Consider the following 14908-nt stretch of genomic DNA (forward strand, 5'->3'; position numbering starts at 1 on the left):
AATCGGTGTTTGCAAACGTTTTGCTCTTTTTTTTGCGTTAAACAAACTAAAATACAAATTGTAGTGTTTCGGAATCTTGGAATTTTTTTATTTTTTGCATACTTTTCAGTTAAAACTTATTAAGCTATATTCAAATATATTTATTATCTTTGTGCTTTCCAATTTTTTATAAGGTACAACTTACATAAATTCCAAGGATGAGAAGGTCTGTTAGCCTGAAAAAAGGCTTAAATCTTAATCTTCAAGGTGGACTGCGCTCAGAGACTCCAGTCGCTATCCCTCTTCCTGCTCATGTTGCTTTGATTCCCGACGATTTTCCGGGATTCGTGCCCAAGCTTGATGTAGCCGAGGGCGACAGAGTCGAGGTTGGTTCACCATTACTACACGACAAAAACGATTCGAGAATAAAGCTTGTCGCTCCGGCTGCCGGAACGGTCGAGGCTGTCGTGCGTGGAGCGCGTCGTAAAATCGAGCGTGTTGTCATCAAGCTTGATCCGTCTGTCTCTCAGACTGCTGTCAAGTCTGCCCCTTTTGCCGATGCATCGGCCGAGTCTGTAACTGAAGCCCTGATGGCTTCCGGTCTGTGGGCCATGATGCGCCGCCGTCCTTATGATATAGTTCCCCTCCCTGCCGACCGACCGCGTTCGATTATGGTGACGGCTATGGATACGGCTCCGTTAGCCCCCACTCTTGAGTTCATGGTCGAAGGCCGCATGGCTGACATCGAGGCCGGAGTAGGGGTGCTCTCACGACTGACCGACGGCCATATATATATAGGTATAGAAAAGGGGGCGTCAATACCCGACATAAAAGGTGCGGAAATTGTGGAATTTCCCCGTCTTCACCCTGCAGGTAATGCCGGAGTGCAGATCGCGGCCATCGAGTCGGTCAACAAGGGAGAGGTCGTGTGGACACTCGACATTGTGACGCTTGCCCGCATCGGGCATCTCGCGCTTACGGGCGAGCCTGACTGGTCGGCTTTTGTTGCTGTGACCGGCAGCGAGGTGAGCGATCCGCGTATGGAAAAGACTGTTGTCGGCGCTTCGCTTTCTACAGTCCTTGAGGATGAACTGAAGGCCGACGGCTGTCATCAGCGCATAATATCCGGAAACGTTCTGACCGGTGTCCGTGAGAGCATCGACGGCTATCTCCGCTATCCCTACCGTCAGGTGACGGTGATTCCAGAAGGCGACGATGCAGACGAGTTCATGGGCTGGGCTTCGATGAGTCCTTCGAAAATGAGTGTCAGCCCGTCGTTCATCGGCCGTTTCCTTGGTCGCAAGTTTGCGCCAGATGCCCGCATCAACGGTGGTCGCCGTGCCATGATTATGTCTGGAGAGTACGACAAGGTTTTCCCGATGGACATTCTGCCCGAATATCTTATCAAGGCAATTCTTGCCAAGGATATCGATCGCATGGAGGCGCTTGGCATCTATGAGGTAGCTCCTGAGGATTTCGCTCTTGCCGAATATGTTGACCCCTCCAAGCTGGAACTTCAGAAAATCGTCCGTGAAGGTCTCGACTATCTCCGCAGCGAGGTCTGATTTCTGTTTTTAAGAATTAACATTCCAACAATGAAAGCGCTAAGAAATTATTTAAATAGAATCAAGCCTAACTTTGAGCCTGACGGCAAGCTCCACGCTTTCCGCAGTGTGTTTGACGGGTTTGAAACGTTTCTTTATACTCCTAACACCACTTCGACTTCGGGTGTGAATGTCCACGACAGCCTCGATTCAAAACGAGTGATGATAATAGTGGTGCTGGCACTGATGCCCTGTCTGCTCTTTGGTATGTATAATACCGGCTATCAGAACTGGCTGGCAGCCGGAGCAGTGGAATTTCCGTTTTGGCAGCTGATGGCCTACGGATTTCTTGCGGTGTTGCCGCGTATCGTGGTGGCCTATGTGGTCGGACTCGGCATCGAGTTCGTCGTGGCCCAGTGGCGTCGCGAGGAAATTCAGGAAGGATTCCTTGTCACCGGTATTCTCATTCCTCTCGTCTGTCCGATTGAGACTCCGCTGTGGATGATTGCAGTCGCCACTGCCTTCTCGGTTATTTTTGTCAAAGAGGTTTTTGGCGGTACTGGCTACAATGTGTTCAACGTCGCCCTCGTGACACGTGCGGTGCTGTTCTTCGGCTATCCTGCACAGATGAGCGGTGACAAGGTGTTTGTTTCTACAAATTCGATCTGCGGCCTCGGTTTCGACCTTCCCGATGGATTTTCAGGAGCTACGCCACTCGGACAGATCGCATCATTTACCGGCGGCAATCTTGAATTGCTCAATCTTAAGGGTAATCCTGTCAGCACATGGGATGCCTTTCTCGGACTGATTCCCGGATCGTTTGGCGAGACTTCTACGCTTGCTATCCTCATTGGAGCATTGCTGCTGCTCGCCACCGGCATAGCTTCGTGGCGCATTATGCTCAGTGTCGTGGCCGGAGGTCTTTTTATGGGATGGGTTGCCAACGTGTTCGAGACACCGGCCTATCCTGCATCGTTCCTCAACCCGCTTGACCAGCTTCTGTTCGGCGGATTTGCTTTCGCTGCTGTCTTTATGGCGACAGACCCTGTTACGGCCGCACGGACGAACCCCGGCAAATATATCTACGGTTTCCTTGTCGGAGCGGTCGCTATAATCATCCGTACATACAACAACGGTTATCCCGAGGGCGCAATGCTTGCCGTGCTTCTCGGCAATGCTCTTGCTCCGTTGATTGACTATTGTGTGGTTCAGCTGAACGTTTCGCGCCGTATGCGCCGTCAGAGGCGTACAGCCGCCTGAGCATGGAAACCAAATTCATCCAACAGCTATAAAGCTTAATTTCACATCGACTTATGAATAAGCAAAGCAATACATATACAATAATCTATATCATCATTCTTGTGGTGGTGGTCGGGACTGCTCTCGCGGCCACATCTCTTGCTCTGCGCGAACGCCAGCAGGACAATGTCAATGCCGACAAGATGAGCCAGATTCTGAATGCCGCACTGATTTCCCCTGACAAAAAGGACGTAGTGGCGGAGTTTGACAAATATATCACCGACCAGTTCGTTGTCAATGAGCGCGGAGAGACTGTCGAAGGTGTCAAGGCGTTTGATGTCAATGTGGCTGCCCAGAGCAAAGTCGCAGCCGACCGTCGCGAGCTGCCGGTTTTTGTCTGTACGACGGCCGACGGCGCTGTCAAGTATATCCTGCCTGTCTACGGTGCGGGTCTTTGGGGGCCGATTTGGGGCTATGTCGCCTTTGACAGTGACGGCTCGACCATCTATGGCGCATATTTTGCCCATCAGGGCGAGACTCCCGGTCTTGGCGCTGAAATCGAGAAGCCTGCTTTCAGCAGTCAGTTCGAGGGAAAGAAGGTGTTTAAGGATGGCCGTTTCCGTCCAATCGCAGTGGTGAAGGCCGGGCAGCAGCCGCTCAACGGTGAGGATTACGTCGATGGAATTTCAGGAGGTACTATTACCTCGAAAGGTGTCGGCGCGATGCTTGACAACTGCCTCACTCCCTACAAGAAATTCCTTCAGGGACTCTCCCGGCCCGCTCTCTAAGCACGGCGGCTATTGTGAGAATTTACAAATCCAGTCAAAACACTCTCAACACTCAAAAAAATTTCATCCGTCATGGCTGATAAAATCAATAATAAAGAGGTGCTTTTCAACCCTCTGTCGAAAAACAATCCGGTAGTGGTGCAGATTCTCGGCATCTGCTCGGTGCTTGCTGTCACTGCCAAGCTCGAACCTGCGATTGTGATGGGTGTCTCGGTGATAGCGGTGCTCGCTTTCGCCAACGTCATCATATCGATTCTCCGCAACACGATTCCGACCAATATCCGCATCATCGTGCAGCTTGTGGTGGTGGCAGGTCTCGTGGTCATCGTCGATCAGGTGCTCAAGGCTTTTGCCTACGATGCCGCCAAGCAGCTGTCGGTGTTCATCGGTCTCATCATAACCAACTGTATTCTCATGGGACGCCTTGAAGCCTTCGCGATGGCCAACAAACCTTGGCCTTCGTTTCTCGACGGTGTCGGCAACGGCATAGGCTATGCCATCATCCTCGTCATCGTCGGTTTCTTCCGTGAGCTTCTTGGAAGCGGCACACTGCTCGGCTGTCAGGTTATTCCTCAGAGTTTCTACGAAGCCGGTTATGTCAACAACGGTCTCATGATTCTTCCTCCTATGGCTCTTATACTTGTCGCCTGTATCATTTGGGTTCAGCGCAGTATAAACAAGGATCTTCAGGAAGATAATTAAATCAACCATATTCGCCCAACGCTCTAAAATTAAAACCAAGTGGAAAATCTGAATATATTCATACGGTCGATTTTTGTCGACAACATGATTTTTGCCTACTTCCTCGGCATGTGCTCGTTTATCGCTGTGTCAAAGAACGTGAAGACCGCTTTTGGCCTTGGAGTGGCAGTGACTTTCATGCTTGTTGTGACGCTTCCCGTCAATTATCTGCTCCAGACCTATGTGCTCAGCGCAGGTGCGCTCACATGGCTTGGCCCTGAGTATGCCGATGTCGACCTCAGCTTCCTTTCGCTCATCATGTTTATCGCTGTCATTGCATCAATGACCCAGCTTGTCGAGATGACGGTCGAGAAATACAGTCCCGCGCTCTATTCGTCGCTTGGCATCTTCCTTCCGCTCATAGCCGTAAACTGCGCCATTCTCGGTGGCTCGCTTTTCATGCAGCAGCGTGACTTTCCCTCTGTCTGGACTGCGATATGTGCCGGCGGCGGCTGGGGGCTCGGCTGGCTTCTTGCCATCACTGCCATCGCTGCCATCCGCGAGCGCATTGCGGCCTATTCCAATATTCCGCGTCCCCTTCGCGGTGTGGGCATCACATTCATTCTGACGGCCCTCATGGGAATAGCCTTCATGAGCTTCCTCGGCATCAAGATTTGATATTATTAAGCATTCACACATTTATATTATAATATAATCATGTTAACGATACTTTCAGGTGTGAGCATCTTCCTTATCATCACCCTTGCGCTGGTGCTGATACTCCTGCTCGCAAAGAAATATCTTGTCCATTCGGGCAAAGTCAAGATTACGATCAACTCCGACACTGTCGTGGAGGCCGAGTCTGGCAAGACTCTCCTCTCGACCCTTGCCGATCAGAATATTTTCCTTTCCTCAGCCTGTGGCGGAAAGGGCAGCTGCGGTCAGTGTAAATGTCAGGTGTTTAGCGGAGGTGGCGACATCCTCCCGACCGAGAAAGTTCACTTCTCGCGCAAACAGCAGCAGGATCATTGGCGTCTCGGCTGTCAGGTGAAAATCAAGGAGGATTGCTCCATAGGCATTCCGGCTTCTGTGCTTGATGTCAAGGAATGGGAGTGCGAGGTGATTTCAAACAAAAATGTGGCGACATTCATCAAGGAGTTTATCGTGGCTCTGCCCGAAGGCGCTCACATGGATTTCATTCCCGGTTCATACGCCCAGATAAAGATTCCGACATACGAGATGGACTATGACAAGGATATCGACAAGGCTTCTATCGGTGACGAATATCTGCCTTCGTGGGAGAAATTCGGACTCTTCGGGCTGAAATGTCGCAACACGGAGACCACCGTCCGTGCCTACTCAATGGCCAACTATCCTGAGGAGGGCGACCGAATCATGCTTACTGTCCGCATAGCCACTCCGCCATTCAAGCCGAAACCTCAGGTCGGTTTTCAGGATGTCATGCCCGGTATTGCGTCAAGCTACATCTTCACTCTCAAACCGGCGACAAGGTGCGCATGAGTGGGCCTTACGGGGATTTCCATCCCATTGTCGATTCGAAGGCCGAGATGATGTGGATTGGCGGTGGCGCAGGTATGGCGCCTCTCCGTGCCCAGATTATGTGGCTGACCAAGACACTCAACACCCGCGACCGTGTGATGAACTATTTCTACGGTGCGCGTGCGCTTAACGAAGTGTTCTATCTCGACGATTTCCTTCAGCTTGAAAAAGATTTCCCCAACTTCAAGTTCCACCTTGCGCTTGACCGTCCCGATCCCGCAGCCGATGCCGCAGGTGTGAAATATACTGCGGGATTCGTTCATCAGGTCATCTACGAGACATATCTCAAGAACCATCCCGAACCTGAGGATATCGAATACTACATGTGTGGTCCCGGCCCGATGAGCGCCGCCGTCAACAAGATGCTCGACGACCTTGGTGTCGATCCCGAATCAGTTCACTACGATAACTTTGGTGGATAATTCCTCATAAAGAAATAATTCTTGCAAAAAGCGCTGTTGGCTGTTGTCAATGGCGCTTTTTCGTTGTTTTGTAATAGATGGTTATTGTATTGTGTATTAGGTGATTCTCGAATGAAAGGTATATAATTCTCTCAATAAAAATCGGATTAACGATTAGATTTATTAGTCAAACTCTTTGGTTTATTAGTCTAAAACAATTATATTTGCGAAATAAGAATTAAATTTTTAACATAGTTTCGACAACCATGAGAAATATTATTTTGACGGCTTTACTTATCTTGACTTCATTTGTGGCAGGGAGTCAGAATGCCACCACGTCCGAACCTAAACGACAGAGTTATGTCTATATCCAAGGCCACTTTTTTAAAGATACTCCAAAAGAACTTATTGGAAAAAGCAAGTCAATGGCCAGGGTAGAATATAAGGATATAACAATCTGGCTTAATGTCTATAACGATTCTTCGGCCCTGTCCGACGACATTTTTGCACAAGCCATACCGCTGAATCAACTGGAAGACGGGGAGGCTATTTTGAAAGAGGCTCGGAGTCGTGAGAAGCTTATGGAGCTTCTGTCGTTTAAACGAATGATGCCGATTCATGAGGGCGACAGATTTCCTGAATTTACCGCTATGGACATTGACGGGATAGAGTGCAGTAATAAAGATTTAGAAGGTAAGGTAACAGTGCTGAATCTATGGACTTCGACCTGTGGGCCATGCCGTGCTGAGATGCCTGAACTTTCGACTTGGAAAGAACTCTATCCTGATGTGGTGTTTCTGTCTGCTACATACGAAGATGCCGACAAGGCACGGCCTGTAGTGGAAAAACTTGGTTTCACATGGCGTCATCTTGTCAATGATACTCTGTTTCTGCGTTGGAATAATGGGAAAGGTTTCCCTATGACAATTGTAGTCGATAGGAAGGGAATAATCCGCCGGGCCGTTAATGGCACAAATCCCGGCATCCGTGCCGATATTCTCGCGACGATAGCCGAATGTGTAGAGGAATAGTGCGATAGTGTTTTTCATATCCTTTTGAGAGTTGAGTCGCCTATAGCTGCGATAATACAAACGATATGAGTGGTTTTAGTGAAAAAATTGGGTCGACTCCGCTTGTGGAATTGACCCTTATTCTATCAGGTAAAAGTTAAAGTTATAATATTATCGCCTTTAAAGATTGATTATCAGCTCCTCCGCTGGACGTTTTGGAACTACATGTGTGGAGTCCGGGGTGCGGTAGTAGCGGATGTCAGCGTCATGAGTGCCGTCTGTATCCGTTAATACCACTTTTTCGGCCGGGTAGCCGAGAGCAAGGACATACAGAGGTTTGTATTGTTCAGGCAGATGGAGTGTCGAAATGATTTCTTGGATGTTGAATGCCTTGATTATGCAGCAGTGGATTCCTAAAACGGCAGCCCCGAGTGTGATTGCTTCGAGCTGAAGTCCGTCGTCACACAGACAGTTGGCGGTCAGACTCGTGTCGAGACACTGGACGAGATATGCGCCCGGACGTTCCGTAGGGGCAGGTCCGTCCCAGTCGCTAAGATACCCGGCCCATTTCAGCGCCGGAAATATAGCCTCGCGTTCTTCTGCCGATGTTACCGTGCGGTAGCGCAGTGGCTGGAGGTTTCGCGCCGACGAACAATAGCGTGTCAGACCGACTAATTCACGCAGTGTCGATTCGGAAATAGCCTTTGACCCATCAAAGCGGCGATAGCTGCGGTTGCTTTTAAGAAGCTCCCTGAGCGATTCGAGAGTGAGTTTATCCATGTTTAATATTTTTTGTTGTTTTTGATTACTCCCAATCGTCTGTACGGAAAGGTATCAGAGGCAGATAATTGCCGGCATGGAGATTTCCCGGCATGAAATCACGCCATCCGTAACGTACGGCAACCGGATTAGGAACTTTCTTGCTCGATACGACCATTTCGTTGGTCTGCCAGTGAAGCCATACGGAGTCGGCAGGGTGAAAAATTTTGTCAGGACCAGCGATTTCAAAACCTTCGATCATATAATTGCGGCAGATACCGTCGGAGGGGGAATCAATCGCTACCCATGCAGCGCCGTCAGTGAACCGGTGGCTCTTGTAGCGTGGGCTTTCCACCGGAAATTGTTTCTTACCGTATGTCTTGTTCAATGCAAGGTCACACAGGCGTTTGCCGACGGCAGCCTTGTTGGCGGGATGGATGTTGAAACGCTCGTAGGGTTCTACAAGGTCATTGGTTGAAATCATTGCACTGTTCGGAATCATGCCGATTGCCTTCCACTGGGCTTCGCGCAGCAAGGGGGCTTTGCCTTTTTCTGTCGGGTCGCCATACTCGTAAGGGGCGATTTCGACGTCATAGAAGGGGATGTCGCCGAGGCCGATGTCATCGCGCCAGCGTTTGACCATAGCAGCAAGACGCTCGGAATATGTCTGATAGGTAGAGACGTTCGAGCAGCCCTGATACCAGATGATACCGTTATACGTGTAGTTCTTTATCGGATTGAACATGGCGTTATACATCAGCATCGGACGGTGGTAGTGGACCATCGGTTCAATGTCTTTCGGGTCGAGCGATATATCGGGATATTTCTCAAGCATGTCGCGTGGAGTCCAGCTTTCGACCTTGGCCCCGCCGTAGGCTGCGCTTACGATTCCGACCGGGACATTTAGCACGTCTGACATCCGTTTTGCGAAATGCCATGCGAGCGCGCTGTAATCGGGAGCTGTTTCCGGAGAGGGAACGGTCCAAGAGGCGGCCACAGTGTCGAGCGGAGTGTAGCTCTGTGTCTGCGGGACAGTGAAAAATCTGACATTTCCTGCTTCGTCGCCTGAAGAGGCTATTTCGTCATATCCGCCGAGCGTGCAGCATCCGGGGAAACCTTTAAGCGGCATCTGCATGTTTGACTGTCCTGAGGCAAGCCATACTTCTCCGATAAGCACATTGTTGACAGTCAGTGGCTCACCGTCGGATATAGTGATGCTGTAGGGCGTAAAGCCGCCTGCCGGGGTTTCGATGGCAAGCGACCATTCTCCTGTGCGGTCGGTGGAGGTTGAATAAGTCTTGTTGTTCCACGACGGGATTACGGTGATTTCTGCGCCGGGGTCGGCTATCCCGTAGATCCGCGCATTCGAATTTTGTGGAAGCACCATATTGTCGGTGATCAGTGATGCAGGCCGGACTTTGGCTTCGCTCTCGGCGGCAATAGCGAGGAAGGCCAGAGAAATGGTGAGGATTGATGTTTTCATGTATTTGTGTGGTTGTTTTTATGTGGTAGATGGTCGAAATGGCTGAATGGCGCTCTGCCTTTACCTGCGATTGGCGGCTGCTATTCTTTTATAGTCTTGTTTTCTTTCTTCTGGTCGTCCTCGCATTCAGGGATGAGAGTGGCAGCATAGCCTATTTTCTTGAAACCCTTCTGAATATTCTCGACATTGGTCTTCTTGGGATTGAAAACCACTGTTACAGTCTGGCTGTCAAGCGATGTTTCGATGGACTTGATTCCCTTTTCGAAACGCAGGTTTGATTTGATTTTGTTTTCGCAGTTCTGACACGACATTTTGGGCATAACGTTGAAGATTGCTGTCGTGTCGGCAGGAGCTTTTGCATTGGCGATTACTGTGAGTGATACAAGCATCAGGGCTAATGAGAGGATTCGTTTCATGAGAGTGATTTATGAATTTGTTAATATTATTTATTAAGGTGTGACTATAGAAATTTCGTGAAGTTATATCGGAAACCGGCGTAGACCATAGCTCCGTGAATCGGGGCATGGACCATTGTCGCGTCGAAATTCGGCCCCCACGGATTGGCTGCGTCGATGATCGGACGTTTCTGTCGGTAGCCGGTCAGATTTTCGCCTCCGATATAAATGCTCCAGTGACGGAAATTACGCGTCAGCTGGGCGTTGAGCTGTGCGTATGGATGATAATATTTTTCCCATGACAGAGATCCGTCGGCGGTAATATATGGTTTGGGATTCCGTCCCTTTCCGTTTAGGGCGCAGGTGATGTCGAGCTGCCAGAGCCCCATGTTTGGGTGTATCCGAGGGTCAGAAGACCCTTGTTGCGTGAAGTCAGCGGTTTTTGGCGCATGCCGTCTCCGTAATTTGCCTGTACGTCTGTCAGACGGTAGGCTGCCGAGAAATTAAGGTCGGAGAGTATGTTGTAGCTCGCTTCAATCTGGAATGTATGTGAGTATGAGCGCCCTCCGAGGTTGCCGATTATGGCTGCATGCGGGTCTGTGTCGAGGTCGAGCAGGAGCTGGTCGGTAAAGCGCGTGTAGTAATATTCGCCGGACAGACTGAGCGAACGGCCGAAAAGACGTAGCGACGAGGTCACGCCGGCTCCGAAATTCCACGCGCTCTCCTGACGGAGATTGTTTTCGATGATGAGCGAGCGTGACGAGGCGAGCATGTAGTGGTACTCGGCAAGCGGTTGTGGCGAACGGTAGCCGCGTCCGGCCGAAAGCTGTAGTGATAACGGATCCATGATATTGTAGCGGACATGCAGACGCGGGGTGAACATCCAGCCGTAGTGCGAGCTGTAGTCTCCGCGTATTCCGGCCATGGCTATGAGGCTGTTGTCGATGTTGAGTGTATACTGTCCGTAAGCGCCTGTTGTCATTTCGTGACTGTCGATGTCGGCAGTCACCGCATCCGGTGCATTTGACGCACGCAGATGCTGGCGGTAATTGTCATAGACCATGCTGAGTCCTGTCGAAAGGGCATGGAGATCGTTCCATTTTCGCTCGAACATGGCCGACACGTATGCTTCGCGCTGGATGACATCGTAGAGCTTGCGGCCGTATTCTGCGTTCTGGTCGTGGAAGCTCATTGAGGCTATCATGGCCACATTGCCGTCGTTGTCGCGGTCGAATATATAGGCGTTTTTGGTGAAGGCTTCGACGCGGCGGGTGCTTATGTCGATTATATATGGGTCGGTGTAGTGGTGTCCGTGGGCAATCTGTCCGCTTTTGCGTCGTTCGTCAAGATATTTGACCGCTGCCTGAAACACATAGCTTGTTCCGAGATATGCCCATCTGTTCATTCCTGCAAACTGTCTCAGGCGAGGTGAATCGGCAAATCCGTCGTCGTTTTCGTCGTGGGTCGTGAATGAATTTTCTCCGTGGAGCAGGATGCCGGTGCTCCATTTTTCTCCGAGATGTATGTTGCCGTCGAAGTTTCCTTCGAGTTTTCCTTTGTGGTCGGCATAGAGATTGGCAGAGAGACTCGGGTCGAGCTGCGGTTTCTTCATCTCGATGTTTATCTGTCCGGTTATTGACTCATAGCCGTTTTTGACCGAGCTTGCGCCTTTCGACACTTGAATTGACTGCATCCAAGGTCCGGCTATATATCCGAGTCCGAACGGTCCGGCGGCACCTCGGAAATTAGGGATATTTTCAGTCAGCATCTGCACGTAGCTGCCAGACAGTCCGAGGAGTTTAATCTGGCGTGCTCCTGTCGCCGCGTCGCTGTAGCTCACGTCGACCGACGGGTTGGTGGTGAAACTTTCTCCAAGATTGCAGCATGCAGCCCGTTTTAGGTCGGAAGCGGAGATGACTTCAGTATTCGTCGCGCGTCCGCGCAGTTTGCCGAGAGTGCGTCGTTCGGAGATGACCACTTCCTGCAGTTCAAGGCCGAGTGTGTCGGGTTCTTGGGTCAGAGGCGAGGACTGGCAGTTGAATGCTGCCTGAAGGGAGGTAAATAAAAAGACCGTTTTTAATATTCCGTTCATGGATCATTGCAAAATTTACTGCGAAGTTACGAAAAATCCCGGAGTTACGGATATTTGCCACTTATTTCATAATTCAATGGATAATTGTCATAATGGAACAATTAGAAAATGTTTTTTGATAAATAATAATTATGAAAGGTTAATTAGTAGCAAATTTCTATTGAAATATTGATATTTAACGTTGTTTAACGAGTCTTAATGGCACATATCTATATTCTAAGTACCTTTGCAAAAATATACGCATGGAGTAACGGCCCGGACGGGGTTGCTTTCGGGTATATCGCATGAATTCATTTTGCAAATAAAATCTTGTATCAAAGTTAACTACAAAATTGTATGGACAGACGTATTATCGCGCTTATTCCTCTGGTTGCAACCATGTTGAGTGGTGTTTTATTGCCTCAGGGAATCTCTGCGAAGAAAAAGAAGGTCACTATGCCAAAGGTGGAGCTGTCAGGGGCAGCTAAGGACAGTGCGGATTTCATGAAAAATTTGAAGGATGCCAAGGTTTGCAAGGGTATGTTCAATACTTATTTCGACAAGAAAAACAAATTGTGGATTGAACTTCCCGACAGTGTTCTTGACTGCACATATCTTCTTGTGAACCGTGTCAACAGTCTTTCGACAACCAAAGACTACGTGGCCGGACAGATGGCCTGCAATCCTATGCTCATCAGATTCACGCGCGATGACAACAACGTCTACCTTCACCTCATACAGACTGCGTCGGAAGTTCCGGCCGATGATCCTATCAAGGTTTCATTTGACCGTAACTTCGTCGACCCTGTGCTCAAGGCTTTCAAGATTGCCAACAAAAATAAAGATGGCGTGTTCATTGATGTCACTTCTTTTTTCGGAGGCAATGAAAAGGTCATCTCTCCCATCAAGGAGGCCAACCCGCTTGCCAAGCTTCTTGGGGGCAAAGAGGGTATAAAGGGCACTTTCTATGCTGACGGTTCGTCGATTGTTTCTGTAAAATCCTTCCCGGAAAATGTCGAGATAAAGAGCCGTCTTGCCTACACTACTTCGAGTGCCACTCAGCCATATACTGTGGTTATGTCGCGTTCGATAGTCCGCCTGCCAGATGAACCGATGGCGATGCGTATCCACGACAACCGTGTGGGCTACTTTTCAGAACTGAAAAACAAGTATTCCTCCTCGACTGACGGAGCTAAGCCCTATGAGGTCATAACACGTCACAGACTTGAACCGCGCGATGAAGACCGTGAGGCATACTTTGCCGGTAAGCTTGTCGAGCCGAAAAAGAAGATTGTATTTTACGTTGACTCGGCTTTCCCGGAAAAATGGCGTGGAGCCGTCAAGGAAGGAATCGAATACTGGAATACAGCCTTCGAGGCCGCCGGATTCAAGAATGCGATAGAGGCGCGCGACTATCCTGCCGACGATCCTGATTTCGATCCGGATGATATCCGCTATTCCTGTGTCCGATATTGCGTCACTCCGACCGCCAATGCAATGGGCCCGTCATATACCGACCCACGCACAGGTGAGATTCTCGGTGCAGATGTCATCTGGTATCACAATATCCTTGAACTTGTCCACAACTGGCGTTTCACCCAGACGGCGGCTGTCGATCCCCGTGTCCGCACAAAGGTATTTGCCGATTCAGTGATGTATGAGTCGCTGACTTATGTGGCTGCCCATGAAATCGGCCACTGTCTCGGCCTCATGCACAACATGGGAGCTTCTCACTCGTTTACTCTCGACAATCTTCGCGACCCGGAGTTCACTCAGAAGCACGGCACTACTCCGAGCATCATGGACTATGCTCGCAACAATTTCGTGGCTCAGCCCGGAGACTTTGAGCGTGGAGTGCGACTTACGCCTCCTCCGGTGGGAGTCTATGACATCCATGCCATCAACTGGGGCTACCGTCTCATCCCCGGTGCAAAGACTATGGAGGACGAGAAGCCCACTCTTGAAAAATGGATCAGAGAGAAGGACGGCGACAAAATGTATGAGTTCGGCGCACAGCAGTTCCTCGGACTTGTTGACCCGACCGACCAGACCGAAGACCTCGGCAACGACCATCTGAAGGCCGGAGACATGTCGATTTCCAATCTGAAGATTATCATGGATAATTTCGAGGATTGGGCAGGTGACAAGGGCGAACACTACGAATCGCTCAGCGACATGTATAAGGCTGTTGTCAGCCAGTATCTCCGTCATGTCGGACATGTCTACCCCTACATTGGCGGTGTCGAGTTTAAGGAAATCCGTCAGGGGATGAACGATGGCGATGCCCGTAATTTCATTCCCAAAGCACGCCAGCGAGAGGCTATGAAATGGCTTCTCAATCAGGCTCGCACATGTGACTGGCTCACTCCTCCGAGCCTAATGGCCAAATGGGAAGAACCATACGAATGGAAAGAGAAAATGCAGCGTAACATTGTGGCTTGCCTGCTCATCTCGACCAATCTGCAGCGCATAAAGGAAGGTGGCCGGCTTGACCCCGTCAACAATTATAAGCTCCGCGACTATATGGACGATGCAATCCATTCGATTTTCGAGGCGACATATAAGGGCAAGGCGCTTGATGCGACCGAGCGCAACCTTCAGGCTTCGGCAATCGGTGTGATGGTCAACTATTCGGGTCTCAAACCGAAGGAACAGAAAGCGTCCTCGTCAAAATCTCTTTCGATAGTCGACGAATTTGCCATGACCCTCGCGGAAATCACAGTGCCCCAGTTGCCATGTGGCCTCGCGCATCTCGAATCTGCCGCAGACCCTGACGAAGCCCGGTCATTCCTGAGAATACTTCTCAACCAGACCGCGCTGCCTGTCACTGAAATGCAGCCTATGATGACGGCACGCCTCAAGGAAATCATGAACCTCTACAAGACAAAGCGTGCCTCGGCTCCTGATGCCGACACCCGTGATTTCTATGACTACCAGATTCTTGCAATCGGCAAGATTCTTAAAAACGACTAAATATACACAAAACCACTTTTTTACA

The 14908-nt window shown here is 49.9% G+C and carries 12 protein-coding genes and 1 pseudogene; 8 read left to right on the forward strand and 5 right to left on the reverse strand.

The genetic code is table 11. The features are described from left to right. Window positions 1-197: 197 nt before the first annotated feature. The 7 genes and pseudogenes from E7747_RS09450 to E7747_RS09480 all read left to right on the forward strand — a co-directional run bounded on the left by E7747_RS09450 (window position 198) and on the right by E7747_RS09480 (window position 7223). Complete coding sequence (locus E7747_RS09450; RefSeq protein WP_136415591.1) at window positions 198-1544, forward strand: Na(+)-translocating NADH-quinone reductase subunit A; 1347 nt, start codon at window positions 198-200, stop codon at window positions 1542-1544. 30 nt (window positions 1545-1574) lie between these two features. Then, on the forward strand, window positions 1575-2783 hold the full coding sequence (locus E7747_RS09455) for an NADH:ubiquinone reductase (Na(+)-transporting) subunit B (protein WP_136415593.1): 1209 nt from the start codon (window positions 1575-1577) through the stop codon (window positions 2781-2783). 53 nt (window positions 2784-2836) lie between these two features. Next, complete coding sequence (gene nqrC, locus E7747_RS09460) at window positions 2837-3550, forward strand: NADH:ubiquinone reductase (Na(+)-transporting) subunit C (RefSeq protein ID WP_123614269.1); 714 nt, start codon at window positions 2837-2839, stop codon at window positions 3548-3550. A 72-nt stretch (window positions 3551-3622) separates the two neighbouring features. Then, window positions 3623-4252, forward strand: a complete 630-nt coding sequence (locus tag E7747_RS09465; protein WP_123614270.1) for an NADH:ubiquinone reductase (Na(+)-transporting) subunit D — start codon at window positions 3623-3625, stop codon at window positions 4250-4252. A gap of 39 nt (window positions 4253-4291) precedes the next feature. Continuing rightward, window positions 4292-4909, forward strand: coding sequence for an NADH:ubiquinone reductase (Na(+)-transporting) subunit E (gene nqrE / locus E7747_RS09470; protein ID WP_123614271.1), 618 nt, complete (start codon window positions 4292-4294; stop codon window positions 4907-4909). Window positions 4910-4948: 39 nt separating this feature from the next. Continuing rightward, window positions 4949-6213, forward strand: a pseudogene (nqrF, locus tag E7747_RS09475) (NADH:ubiquinone reductase (Na(+)-transporting) subunit F). A gap of 404 nt (window positions 6214-6617) precedes the next feature. Next, window positions 6618-7223 carry a TlpA family protein disulfide reductase gene (locus E7747_RS09480; protein ID WP_228449128.1) on the forward strand — a complete coding sequence of 202 codons (606 nt, stop codon included), beginning with the start codon at window positions 6618-6620 and terminating at the stop codon, window positions 7221-7223. A gap of 159 nt (window positions 7224-7382) precedes the next feature. On the opposite strand, the gene E7747_RS09485 is transcribed toward E7747_RS09480, so the two are convergent. The 5 genes from E7747_RS09485 to E7747_RS09505 form a co-directional block, all read right to left on the reverse strand. Beyond that, on the reverse strand, window positions 7383-7982 hold the full coding sequence (locus E7747_RS09485) for a nitroreductase family protein (protein ID WP_136415597.1): 600 nt from the start codon (window positions 7980-7982) through the stop codon (window positions 7383-7385). 25 nt (window positions 7983-8007) lie between these two features. Continuing rightward, on the reverse strand, window positions 8008-9444 hold the full coding sequence (locus E7747_RS09490) for a sialate O-acetylesterase (protein WP_136415599.1): 1437 nt from the start codon (window positions 9442-9444) through the stop codon (window positions 8008-8010). Window positions 9445-9524: 80 nt separating this feature from the next. Beyond that, window positions 9525-9860, reverse strand: coding sequence for a heavy-metal-associated domain-containing protein (locus E7747_RS09495; RefSeq protein ID WP_228449129.1), 336 nt, complete (start codon window positions 9858-9860; stop codon window positions 9525-9527). A 44-nt stretch (window positions 9861-9904) separates the two neighbouring features. Next, entirely contained in the window at window positions 9905-10228 is a 324-nt protein-coding gene (locus E7747_RS09500) for a hypothetical protein (RefSeq protein WP_136415601.1), read from the reverse strand. Further along, window positions 10192-11931: a TonB-dependent receptor plug domain-containing protein gene (locus E7747_RS09505; RefSeq protein WP_136415603.1), complete on the reverse strand. Its 1740-nt coding sequence runs from the start codon at window positions 11929-11931 to the stop codon at window positions 10192-10194. Before E7747_RS09505 ends, E7747_RS09500 begins: the two co-directional genes overlap by 37 nt. Window positions 11932-12267: 336 nt before the next feature. Between E7747_RS09505 and E7747_RS09510 the strand changes: the two genes are divergently transcribed. Next, window positions 12268-14883 carry a zinc-dependent metalloprotease gene (locus tag E7747_RS09510; RefSeq protein WP_136415605.1) on the forward strand — a complete coding sequence of 872 codons (2616 nt, stop codon included), beginning with the start codon at window positions 12268-12270 and terminating at the stop codon, window positions 14881-14883. Window positions 14884-14908: the final 25 nt, after the last annotated feature.

The organism is Duncaniella dubosii (genome assembly GCF_004803915.1).
GTDB classification, from domain to species: Bacteria; Bacteroidota; Bacteroidia; order Bacteroidales; family Muribaculaceae; genus Duncaniella; species Duncaniella dubosii.

Coding starts and splice junctions, on each gene's coding strand:
- E7747_RS09450 (WP_136415591.1), top strand. CDS start 198: ATGAGAAGGTCTGTTAGCCTGAAAAAAGGCTTAAATCTTAATCTTCAA.
- E7747_RS09455 (WP_136415593.1), top strand. CDS start 1,575: ATGAAAGCGCTAAGAAATTATTTAAATAGAATCAAGCCTAACTTTGAG.
- nqrC (WP_123614269.1), top strand. CDS start 2,837: ATGAATAAGCAAAGCAATACATATACAATAATCTATATCATCATTCTT.
- E7747_RS09465 (WP_123614270.1), top strand. CDS start 3,623: ATGGCTGATAAAATCAATAATAAAGAGGTGCTTTTCAACCCTCTGTCG.
- E7747_RS09480 (WP_228449128.1), top strand. CDS start 6,618: ATGGCCAGGGTAGAATATAAGGATATAACAATCTGGCTTAATGTCTAT.
- E7747_RS09485 (WP_136415597.1), bottom strand. CDS start 7,982: ATGGATAAACTCACTCTCGAATCGCTCAGGGAGCTTCTTAAAAGCAAC.
- E7747_RS09490 (WP_136415599.1), bottom strand. CDS start 9,444: ATGAAAACATCAATCCTCACCATTTCTCTGGCCTTCCTCGCTATTGCC.
- E7747_RS09495 (WP_228449129.1), bottom strand. CDS start 9,860: ATGAAACGAATCCTCTCATTAGCCCTGATGCTTGTATCACTCACAGTA.
- E7747_RS09500 (WP_136415601.1), bottom strand. CDS start 10,228: ATGGGGCTCTGGCAGCTCGACATCACCTGCGCCCTAAACGGAAAGGGA.
- E7747_RS09505 (WP_136415603.1), bottom strand. CDS start 11,931: ATGAACGGAATATTAAAAACGGTCTTTTTATTTACCTCCCTTCAGGCA.
- E7747_RS09510 (WP_136415605.1), top strand. CDS start 12,268: ATGGACAGACGTATTATCGCGCTTATTCCTCTGGTTGCAACCATGTTG.